Source organism: Limnobaculum zhutongyuii, from assembly GCF_004295645.1.
In the GTDB taxonomy this organism is placed as follows: domain Bacteria; phylum Pseudomonadota; class Gammaproteobacteria; order Enterobacterales; family Enterobacteriaceae; genus Limnobaculum; species Limnobaculum zhutongyuii.
Genome location: NZ_CP034752.1, coordinates 3938683 through 3949830 on the forward strand (window position 1 = coordinate 3938683; position 11148 = coordinate 3949830).

Annotated in this window: 9 protein-coding genes; all 9 read right to left on the reverse strand. The window is 46.9% G+C overall.

The window, feature by feature from the left end; all coding sequences use genetic code 11:
* Positions 1–113: 113 nt before the first annotated feature.
* Positions 114–1295, reverse strand: a complete 1182-nt coding sequence (gene bamB, locus EKN56_RS17585) for an outer membrane protein assembly factor BamB (protein ID WP_130592999.1) — start codon at positions 1293–1295, stop codon at positions 114–116.
* Positions 1296–1305: 10 nt separating this feature from the next.
* Positions 1306–1911, reverse strand: a complete 606-nt coding sequence (locus EKN56_RS17590) for a YfgM family protein (RefSeq protein WP_130593000.1) — start codon at positions 1909–1911, stop codon at positions 1306–1308.
* Positions 1912–1925: 14 nt separating this feature from the next.
* Positions 1926–3215 (reverse strand): histidine--tRNA ligase, encoded by a 1290-nt coding sequence (gene hisS, locus EKN56_RS17595; RefSeq protein WP_130593001.1) that lies wholly within the window; start codon positions 3213–3215, stop codon positions 1926–1928.
* A gap of 147 nt (positions 3216–3362) precedes the next feature.
* Entirely contained in the window at positions 3363–4478 is a 1116-nt protein-coding gene (gene ispG, locus EKN56_RS17600; RefSeq protein ID WP_130593002.1) for a flavodoxin-dependent (E)-4-hydroxy-3-methylbut-2-enyl-diphosphate synthase, read from the reverse strand.
* Between the two features lie 45 nt (positions 4479–4523).
* A complete protein-coding gene (gene rodZ / locus EKN56_RS17605; RefSeq protein ID WP_130593003.1) occupies positions 4524–5456 on the reverse strand; it encodes a cytoskeleton protein RodZ in 933 nt (310 codons plus the stop codon).
* Positions 5446–6198, reverse strand: coding sequence for a type IV pilus biogenesis/stability protein PilW (gene pilW / locus EKN56_RS17610; protein ID WP_130593004.1), 753 nt, complete (start codon positions 6196–6198; stop codon positions 5446–5448). Before pilW ends, rodZ begins: the two co-directional genes overlap by 11 nt.
* An 81-nt stretch (positions 6199–6279) precedes the next feature.
* Positions 6280–7446, reverse strand: coding sequence for a bifunctional tRNA (adenosine(37)-C2)-methyltransferase TrmG/ribosomal RNA large subunit methyltransferase RlmN (locus EKN56_RS17615; RefSeq protein ID WP_130593005.1), 1167 nt, complete (start codon positions 7444–7446; stop codon positions 6280–6282).
* Between the two features lie 337 nt (positions 7447–7783).
* Complete coding sequence (ndk, locus tag EKN56_RS17620) at positions 7784–8215, reverse strand: nucleoside-diphosphate kinase (RefSeq protein WP_130593006.1); 432 nt, start codon at positions 8213–8215, stop codon at positions 7784–7786.
* A gap of 513 nt (positions 8216–8728) precedes the next feature.
* Positions 8729–11080, reverse strand: coding sequence for a peptidoglycan glycosyltransferase PbpC (pbpC, locus tag EKN56_RS17625; protein ID WP_246019879.1), 2352 nt, complete (start codon positions 11078–11080; stop codon positions 8729–8731).
* Between the last annotated feature and the right edge of the window lie 68 nt (positions 11081–11148).

Consider the following 11148-nt stretch of genomic DNA (forward strand, 5'->3'; position numbering starts at 1 on the left):
GTTAATTAAAAAACATCACCAGCTTTATAGAAGACGAAACGGCCCCTGGTGTCAGGAGCCGTTTTTCAACCGGCATAATTCAATTACATCATGCCTTTTGGATAATCATTAACTCAGCGGCTATAGGAGTAAACACTACCGCCACGAGCCTGAATCACCAGTCGATCGCCTGCAACGATTGGCGAAGACAGGAATCCATCACTATCCACTTTATTTTGTGCAACAAACTGACCGGTAGCGCTATCCATCCAGTGCAGATAACCTTCTGAATCACCGACCACTACATAGCCATTAAACAGCACTGGTGCAGTCAGTTGGCGATGTAACAGATCGTTTTGTGTCCACATGACGGTTCCGCCATTTAGCGTCAGAGCAACCACTTTATCATCCTGATCTACCAGGAAAACGCGACCGCTGTCGATAAAGAAATCATTAACTGAACCCATATCGCGTTTCCAGATAATCTGGCCTGAACGCAGGTCCATGGCAGTGAAGCTACCGTTATAACCCTGAGCATAAACTATGTTATCAACGATCACCGGCGTGCTATCTACGTCAGCTAAACGGTCAATTTCTGTTGCACCACTTGGCTGAGAAATACGCTGTTGCCAAATTAACTGGCCTTGATCTAACAGTACGGCATTCACACGACCGTTATCACCACCAACAACGGCAGCACCATGTGCTACTGCTGGCGCTGATTCACCGCGCAGAGAAAGCAATGGCATACCGAGGTTAGCGGTCCATTTAATGGTACCATCAGCTTCGCTTAACGCCTGTAGCATACCGTTAGTGGTATGAACCAGCACTAAGCCATTACTCACTACAGGGCGAGATAATACTTCACCAGCAACCAACGTTTTCCATGCCAGCGCGCCATCGGCACTGTTAAGGGCATAAACGACAGCATTTTCGCTACCGACATAAACATGTGCGCCCGCTGCGGTTACGCCACCGGATAACATCGGTGATTTAGCAGAAGAGAAGAAACCTGCACTTTCAGTCACGTCAGCTTTCCAGATTTGCTTGCCGCTATCGGCATCCATCGCTTTAACCTGACCATTACGCGCTGCCGCATAAATACGGCCGTCCTGCCAGGATGGACGCAGATGAGAATAGTATTCACCAACACCATTGCCGACAGAAGTACTCCAGTGCTTGTTCGGTGAGAATTGGTTACTCACCTGTGGCAGTGGTGACATTTTTACTGCATCATCATCGCCGCCAAACAGCGAACAACCACTCAACATGGTTACAGACAGCAATCCTACGCAAAAAATTCTACGTAATTTCATTCAAATCCCCTTAGGCGGCCAGATTGTTCAGTTTAATACGCAGTAACTCTTTCAGTACCGGCGATGGATTATCTTCAAATGCTTGCGTATATGCATCACGCGCACCTTTTGTATCACCTTTGGCCACTAAAACATCACCACGAATTGCCTGAGCCTGTGCAAACCAACCACCTTTCTGTACTGCATCCAGCGTTTTTAACGCATCATCAAACTGCTTCTCTTGCAGTTGAATACGCGCCAGACGCAGATTGATGGCTGGCAATAGATTATCGTCCTTGGTATGAGTTTGCGCCCACTGCAGTTGTTGCTTAGCTTTGGCAAAATCACCCTTCTCAACCAGGTCCTGAGCCAGTTTCAGCGCACCAAAAACACCATAGGTGTTGCCATTAGCCTGAACAAATGCCTCTAAACCCGCCGTATTCTCGCTTTGCAACATAGCATTATCAAAGGAGACCGAAGCAGTCGTTAAGCTGGTATGCTGATGTGACTGCCAGTAACGCCAGCCAAACAGACCACCGATACCTAAAACGACACCCACTACGATAGCTTTTCCATTTTCACGGAAAAAGTTACGCACCGCATCTAACTGCTCGTCTTCATTGTTATAGATTTCCACGGTGTCCCTCTTGATTAACCGATCAATGTTGCTAAATGCGCCGCAGCTTCAGCCTGCGTCACAGTTTGTTGTTCGCCATTGCGCAGATCTTTCACTACCACCTGCCCGGCTGCTACTTCATTTTCACCCAGAACCAGGGCCACTTGCGCTCCCCACTTATCGGCACGGGCGAACTGTTTTTTAAAGTTACCACCACCGTAGTTGGTCATCAGACGCAGCTCAGGGGCAGTATCACGAATAGTTTCAGCCAGCTTCATGGCCGCAATTTGCGTACCTTCGCCGGAAGATATCAGATAAACATCCACTGGTCGTGCGGCTTTAAACTCCGGGTTAACCGCCTGCACTAACAGTACCAGACGTTCCAGCCCCATTGCAAAACCAACACCCGGTGTTGCATGTCCACCTAATTGTTCAACCAGACCATCATAACGACCACCGGCACATACTGTACCCTGAGCACCTAAACTGGTGGTTACCCATTCAAATACCGTGCGGTTGTAATAGTCGAGACCACGAACTAAACGTGGATTAATTGTATAACCGATACCAACATTATCCAAAAATGCGCACAGACCGGCAAAATGTTGTTTAGACTCTTCGTCCAGATAATCCATTAATGTCGGAGCGCCGTTTAACAGCGCCTGAACGCCGGCATTTTTTGAATCCAGTACCCGCAACGGGTTGGAATACATACGGCGTTTGCAGTCTTCATCCAGCTTATCTTTATGCTGTTCTAAAAACGCAACTAATGCCTCTTTATAATTGGCCCGGGCTTCCAGTGAACCGATAGTGTTTAGCTCCAGAGTAACGTGTTCTGCAATACCCAGTTCACGCCACCAGCGAGCCGTCAGCATAATCAGTTCTGCATCGACATCCGGTCCGGCAAGACCAAATACTTCGGCACCCATTTGATGGAATTGACGGTAACGGCCTTTCTGAGGACGTTCATGACGAAACATCGGCCCTAAATACCACAGACGCTGTTCCTGATTGTAGATAAGACCACGCTCAATACCGGCGCGAACGCAACCGGCAGTCCCTTCCGGACGCATGGTTAACGATGTCACCTCTTCACCATCGCGCTCGCGATCGTTGAAGGTGTACATCTCTTTTTCTACTACATCAGTAACTTCACCAATAGCACGCTTAAACAACGGGGTTTGTTCAAGAACCGGCGTGCGAATCTCACTATATCCATAAGACTCAACAACACGCTTAATAATGTCCTCAACTCGCTGCCATACTGCGGTGTCTTCTGGTAAATAGTCATTCATACCACGTACAGATTGAATTTTCTTTGACACGTCAATTCTCTATATTCTTTAAAATTTTGTTGATTATAGGAGGTATTCCCTCTCCACATCAATGCAAACAGGCGGTTATTACACAGTAACACCGCCCGATTAATCTGTCTTTTTACCAATCGTCACTCATATTGTCACGATTTCTCATTAATCCTGACTGATATCGATACGCTTGGATTTATCCAGCATGCTGGCTCTGGCGCGGATCTTCGCTTCCAGTTGGTCGATCATATTATCGTTATCAAAGCGTTCTTTCTGGCGCTCACCATTTTCATAGTAACCGCTCTTATTATGACCGCCCGTTACACCAATATCAGATACCAGTGCTTCACCAGGCCCATTAACCACGCAGCCAATAATGGAAACATCCATTGGCGTGATAATATCTTCCAGACGCTGTTCCAGTGCGTTAACCGTACCGATAACATCAAATTCCTGACGGGAACAGGTTGGGCAGGCAATAAAGTTGATCCCTCTGGAGCGAATACGTAGCGCCTTCAGAATATCAAAACCAACTTTCACTTCTTCTACCGGATCTGCCGCCAGTGAAATACGTAATGTATCACCAATGCCTTCAGCCAATAACATGCCTAAACCAATCGCCGACTTCACCGAGCCACTACGAGCACCGCCAGCTTCAGTGATACCTAAATGCAAAGGTTGTTCAATTTGTTTTGCTAACAGGCGATAAGATTGCACCGCCAAAAATACGTCCGAAGCTTTAACGCTAACTTTAAAAGCATCAAAGTTCATACGGTCAAGAATTTCAACGTGACGCAGAGCAGACTCTACCAGCGCTTCTGGCGTTGGCTCACCATACTTTTCCTGAATGTCTTTTTCTAACGAACCGCCGTTGATACCGATGCGGATAGGAATGTTTTTGTCACGAGCACAGTCAACAACGGCACGAATGCGATCTTCACGTCCGATATTACCCGGGTTAATACGCAGGCAATCCACACCGTACTCGGCAACCTGCAAAGCAATACGGTAATCAAAATGAATATCCGCCACCAAAGGAACTGAAACTCGCTGTTTAATCAACTTAAACGCTTCTGCGGCTTCCATGGTTGGAACAGAGACTCTGACGATATCCACGCCAACCCGCTGTAGTGACTCAATTTGCTTTACCGTTGCCTCTACATCAGTAGTGCGAGTATTGGTCATTGACTGAACGGCGATGGGAGCCCCATCGCCAATAGGTACGTTACCTACATAAATACGTTTTGATTTACGACGAACAATCGGCGTTTCATTATGCATTATAAGCTCTCCCCGAAAACTACCACGACTGGTTAACTTTGTTTGTTATTCAGCCGCTAACGTCAGGCGAGCAGTACGACTTGAACTTTTATACGGGCTCATATCGACAGGTTTGCCTTTGTAACTAATTTCTACTCCAGCTGGCGCTCCCAGTTTAACCCGATAAGGGGCTTGTCCGGAGAGTGACAACTTACCATCTTTTCTCTGTAAACCACTGTACAGATTTTGACCTCTGGCATCGATCACTTCTACCCAGCAATCCTGAGTAAAGGTCATATAGATATCATTGGTATCCTGTACCGGTTGTGCTGTCGTACCTGTTGCAGCTTCTGCTTCGGCAACCTGAGCTGCTACCGCTTCTTCCAGCGTTGGCGCAACATTTTGAACAGATTGGGCCGGAGCCTGACCAGCATTATTAGCGGCAGGCGCACTGTTGGTGGAATCCGGATTCACAGACGGCTGAGACGTGGTGGTATTAGAAGACGTGGTATCAGGCTGGTTAGTGGACAACAAAATTTGGTTTTGCTCACCAGATGACGGGGCCAGATCGTTTTGTTGTGCTTTGTGATTTTCCCACCACCAGGCTCCGGTTAAACCAAGTACTACGAATAAAATCAACCAGGTAAACAGGGTTAACCAACGATCAATTTTTTTACGTGGTTTACCCAGCGTAAAGCCTTTAATTCGATTAGTTTCAACAATATTCTTTTCTACATTACTTTTTGGCAGCAATGCAATTAACTCATCCTCTGGCACCTGAACCAGCTTGGCATAAGAACGGATATAACCTTTGATAAAGGTTGGCGCTAAATCCAACGGATTTAAACCATCCTCCAGTTCTCTGACAGTACTCACCTTCAAACGCAGTTGCTCCGCCACCGAACGTTGGCTGAGGTTCAATGCTTTTCTGGCTTCGCTGAGTCGGTAACCGATTTCAGCCAGTGGTGTCTCTCTTTCTTTCGGTGTATCAGTATTCATGAGCTAAGAATAATTGGTATTGTTTTGATTGTGAAAAACCTTGCGCCAGTTGCTTACCATAACGTTTTATATCGTTTACGCGATTATCTGACGCCGCAAATTGAATCTGTATCCATAAACTTTCAGCACTGACAGGAAGTTCTTGCTGATAGAGGTTAAGCAATGTCTGAGCCTCTTCACGTCTGCCCTGCTGCCAGTAGCGAGCCGCAGTATTTAATATCCGCACACCCTTTTCTGGATTTTGTTTTAATGCCCGGCTTAATTTTTTATCTGCTTCATCTGGTTGCCCGGCCTGCAATAAACAATAACCTGAATACTCAAGGCTATTGGAAACATCATCGAGACGCTCAGTGGCTGCTGCCAGCTCGAAATAACGTTGCGCCTCATCATACTGCCCTAAACTACAGAGAAACGCACCGTAATTATTTAACACATCGCCATTCTCTGGCGCTAACTGCAAAGCCGTATGATAGCGGGAAGCTGCTTGTTCATTCTCCCCGATGCCCTGCAGATATAGCCCCATACCTAGCTGTGTCCGGTAGTCTTGTGGAGCATAATTCACTGCCCGTTCAAGATTTTTTCGTGCCGCTACCGTATCACCCTGTGATAAATAGGCCATACCTAAGGTTAGTCGAATCTCTGCAGCCTGCCCCATATCAGCGGCATGTTCTTCTGTTCTCTGACTGTTACAACCCATCAATATTCCAGTCAGTAACGGTATAGATAACAATATCTTCTGCATTGATTTTACAGTCCCTGTATCTACAACGTTCTATACTACAACAATAATCTACTTTCATATATTGTTGTAACACATCATGTTTTAGAGTGTTTTAATTGAAATAGGTTCCCCATTCATTTTCTTTTTTAAAGTACGCTTGGTTCTGTCGATAACTTCACCCGCTAATTGGCCGCAAGCCGCATCAATATCGTCTCCACGGGTTTTACGCACAATAACAGTAAAGCCGTATTCCATCAGTACTTTAGAAAATCTGTCTACCCGACTATTTGAGCTACGGCCATAGGGGGCACCGGGGAATGGGTTCCACGGAATTAAGTTAATTTTCGAAGGAGTGTTTTTCAAACACTCAGCTAATTGATGAGCATGCTCTGTTCCGTCATTGATGTGATCAAGCATCACATACTCAACGGTAACTCGCCCTTGGTTAGCATTAGACTTATCCAGATAACGGCGAACCGCCGACAGGAAGCTCTCAATATTATATTTGCGGTTGATCGGCATGATTTCATCGCGGATCTCATCGTTAGGTGCGTGCAGTGAAATGGCTAACGCCACATCGATCATCTCACCCAACTTATCCAGAGCAGGCACCACACCTGATGTCGATAAAGTTACCCGGCGTTTGGACAGACCAAAACCAAAGTCATCCAGCATAATTTCCATTGCCGGTACCACATTGGAGAGATTCAGCAGAGGTTCACCCATGCCCATCATCACTACGTTTGTAATTGGACGCTGACCGGCAACTCTGGCTGGCCCTATCACTCTGGCTGCGCGCCAGACCTGACCAATAATTTCTGATACCCGCAGATTGCGGTTAAAACCCTGTTGTCCGGTTGAACAGAACTTACATTCCAGTGCGCAACCAACCTGTGATGACACACACAACGTTGCCCGATCGTCTTCCGGAATATATACCGCTTCAACCTGTTGGTCGCCAACCGCCAGAGCCCATTTAATCGTACCGTCCGCTGAACGCTGTTCTGTTACTATCTCAGGTGCCCGAATTTCTGCGACCTGTTGTAAACGTGCGCGCAGAACTTTATTAATATCCGTCATCTGCTCAAAATCGTCATAACCGAACTGGTAAATCCACTTCATGATTTGATCGGCACGGAATGGTTTTTCGCCTAAAGAAGCAAAAAATTCACGCATCGCCTGACGGTTAAGATCTAATAAGTTAATTTTTTCTGACGGATTGGCTGATAAAACAGGAGCGTCAGATGACGTTAAAATCTGCTCGGACATGGTATTGAAGGCCTCGTTATTACACTTTATGGCGCTAGAAAATCTAGAGAATGTAAAGGGTATTAAAGTTATCCCTGCGATATTTTATTTACAGAGAGTTATGCGGGCAGCATTGTACTGCTTTTAGTGAAACGTTTCTATGCACATCAGTATAGTTAAAAGTGAATATCCAGTCATAATCAGGAGTGGTCATAAATATCATTTGATATTAAAGGACTTTTATCATTCCCCCTGTAATTCTGTCACCAACTGATACACTTATTTACCGCTGAAATGAACCTGAAATCAGTAAAAGCCAGAAAATTAACTCTCTGGCTTTTATATTAAATCGTTCAGATTAACGAGTACGCGGGCAAACCTCATTATCACTGAAGAAATAAGCAATTTCACGTGCAGCTGAAGCGGTAGAATCAGAACCATGAACTGCATTTTCAGTCATGCTATCCGCATAATCAGCACGTAATGTTCCGGCTAATGCGTTGGCGGGATTAGTCGCCCCCATCAGATCGCGATAACGCTGAACCGCATTTTCACTTTCCAGTACTTGCACGACTACCGGGCCAGAGGTCATAAAATCCAGCAGACCATTGAAGAACGGTTTTCCATCATGTTCCGCGTAAAAACCTGCCGCCTGCTCTCGAGTCAGGTGTAGCATTTTTGCAGCAACAATGGTGAATCCTGCATTTTCAAAACGCGAGTAAATAGAGCCAATTGCATTTTTAGCAACGGCATTGGGTTTAAGGATGGAAAAAGTACGTTCGATAGACATATTCACCTCGGGGTTACTGATAACTGTTCTATATATATTTTAATTTGTAGGGTAAATCATTGTAGCCAGACGTAATTCGCGGCTGATTATACGAGCAGATATCAGACTTGCCTATCTCGGATGTAACATTTTTTTAAAATAAACCGAAGTTAGTACACATTTTTGGATGTATACCGCATTTTTAGCGCAGAATAACGACAGATTGAGACTTGAGGTGCAATTTTAAAGCAAAATACGATGAATTTAGTCTCGAGGAAATTTCGTCCACTAACAGTACAGAGTCTAAATTAGCAAATGTGCAAGTGGCCGAGCAGGAGGCGTTAAGGCGAACGCCTCCTGCACCTCCGCGACTTCCCTCCGCCTTCATTCGGGCTTACGCACCGGCACAGAGCCGCTCCCTACGTCGCTGTGCCTCGCCGAACATCCATGTTCGGCGTGCTACCCTCATTCAGTTGTCGGCTGAATTCCAGTGCTCTGAGAGAGAGCAAAAACATAAGATCAAGAACATAAATATTACTCTAATACAAAACCCACACTACTCACCTGCCCACTCTCATCCAACACGCTAATCTGATATTTACCGGAATTCGTCAGGGTATGAATCATTGGTTTGTCTTCTTCGGTTTCCATCAGAGATTCACCGTTAATAAACCACCAGCGTTTACCCCGGCCCCCCTGAGTATCCAGACGCAGATCGAGAGATTGTGTCCCCGGAATGAGTTTAAGAATCGCTCCGTCTTTTAACCCCAAAATCAACAGCGGAGGGCTGACATCGTAACTGATAGGTGGGCACTGGGTATCACGTTCCGGCAAGCGGCTGGCGCGACGTTCTGACGAAGGTAACCAGGTTTCTAATGCAATTGGCCACAAAGCTATGCGACGTGATATGGCACCACTACAGTCCGGAGCGACACGTTTCCCTTCGGCATTAACCCACAGGTTTAACCAACCACCAATGCCAGTATCCTGCCCGATAGCAGACAGCGTCGGCGGGATCGTACCGTCCAGAATCCATGCCTGACGACGCTGACGGCAGTTAGTATCACCAGTGTCCAGAGTTTGCCCCTGAGGCCAGCAAATAACTGCACGACTGACAGAATAGGGACGCGGATCCTTCGGCCAATTTTTCGCTAACTGACTATTACGGTTTATCAGCAAGTGGTTAATTTGATGCAGAATCGGCACCGCAGTCGCATATCCAAACTGACCTGCCACCGGAGTACCATCCGGACGTCCTACCCAAATACCAATCAGATAGCCACCGTTCATACCAATGGTCCACGCATCGCGATAGCCATAACTGGTACCGGTTTTCCATGCCAGCGGGGTAATATCTGAAATCTGACTATCGGGAACCGGACGGCCTTCCCCAGCCATAATCCGACGAACGATCCATGCCGCGCCGGGAGAAACTAACTGACGCTCCACCAGGGGATCTTCCGGCCGATAACGTAATGCCGCAACTTTGCCCTGCCGCACAAAGGCACTATAACCGCTAACCAACTGATCCATCCGCATACCGGTTCCCCCCAGAATCAACGACAGATTAGGATCGCTGTTAAGCGGGAAACGCAAGACAATACCCGCATTGCGCATATTGCCGGTAAAGCGTTTTGGCCCATAGGCTTCCAGAACCTGAACCGCAGGCAGATTGAGTGAACGAACCAATGCATCGGAAGCGCTCACCGGGCCGCTAAATCCGGTATCAAAGTTTCCAGGACGATAATCACCAAACTGACGGGGTACATCCTGTAACAGTGACTCTGCATGGATCAACCCATCATCCAGTGCCATCGCATAAGCAAAAGGCTTCAACGTTGAGCCGGGAGAACGCCATGCGCTAATCATATCCACATGCCCGAATCGACTACGGTCGTTGAGATCCGCCGATCCGATATAGGCTTTTACTGACATGGTTGAATGATCAACCACCAAAATACCCATAGAAGTACTGGGAGGTAGCTGACTCTTCCACCCCATGACCATATCTTCAAGACGCCGCTGTAATGAAGCATCAATAGTGGTATGAATCACATCGGTACTGCTTTCTGCCAATAAACGTCGGGAAAGCAATGGAGCCAGTTGCGGAGCCTGACGCTCTGCCAGCCAGACACTCTCTTGCTTAATATCGTCTACCTGCGCCTTATCCCAAACGCCATATTCTTCAAGACGATCGAGCACTTTATCTCTGGCAGCTTGCGCTCGCTCAGGATAACGATCGGGGCGTAAACGACTGGGAGCCTGTGGTAATACTGCCAACAGAGCCGCTTCTGAACGAGTGAGCTCTGATGGAGGTTTATCCAGATAGGCCCAGCTTGCGGCGCCAATACCCTGTAATGTGCCGCCGTAAGGTGCACGATTGATATATATCGTCAGTATCTGATCTTTGGTGTAATGCCATTCCAGCTGCAACGTGCGGAACACTTGCCGCAGTTTGCCAACGAATGTTTTATCATGAGGTTCAATCAGGCGAGCCACCTGCATTGAAAGCGTACTACCGCCGGAGACAATACGTTGGTTAGTCAGGTTCTGCCACAGAGCTCGCATAATGGCTAACGGGTTTATTCCCGGATGAGAATAAAACCAGCGATCTTCATAGGTCAGCAAGGCTTGCAGATAATAAGGAGAGACTTCATTCAGCGAAACCGAATAGCGCCATACTCCATCCGCATCGGCAAACCGCCACAATGGCGAACCATCTTCAGCCACGACTACCTTGGCTACTTGCACATCCGGCGCAGGTAAAGGCCAAATCTTATCCGCCAGCCATAGCCCCGATGCCGTAACAGCAATCAATACCACTACGACAGCAGTTAGCCTGCGCCAAAAACGAAATGTGAACAATCGGGAAAATAAACTACGCAATTCAGTTACTCATACAAAGCGGAAATTAGCTCGACAACAACAACAACAACAATATCAAACCAATATTA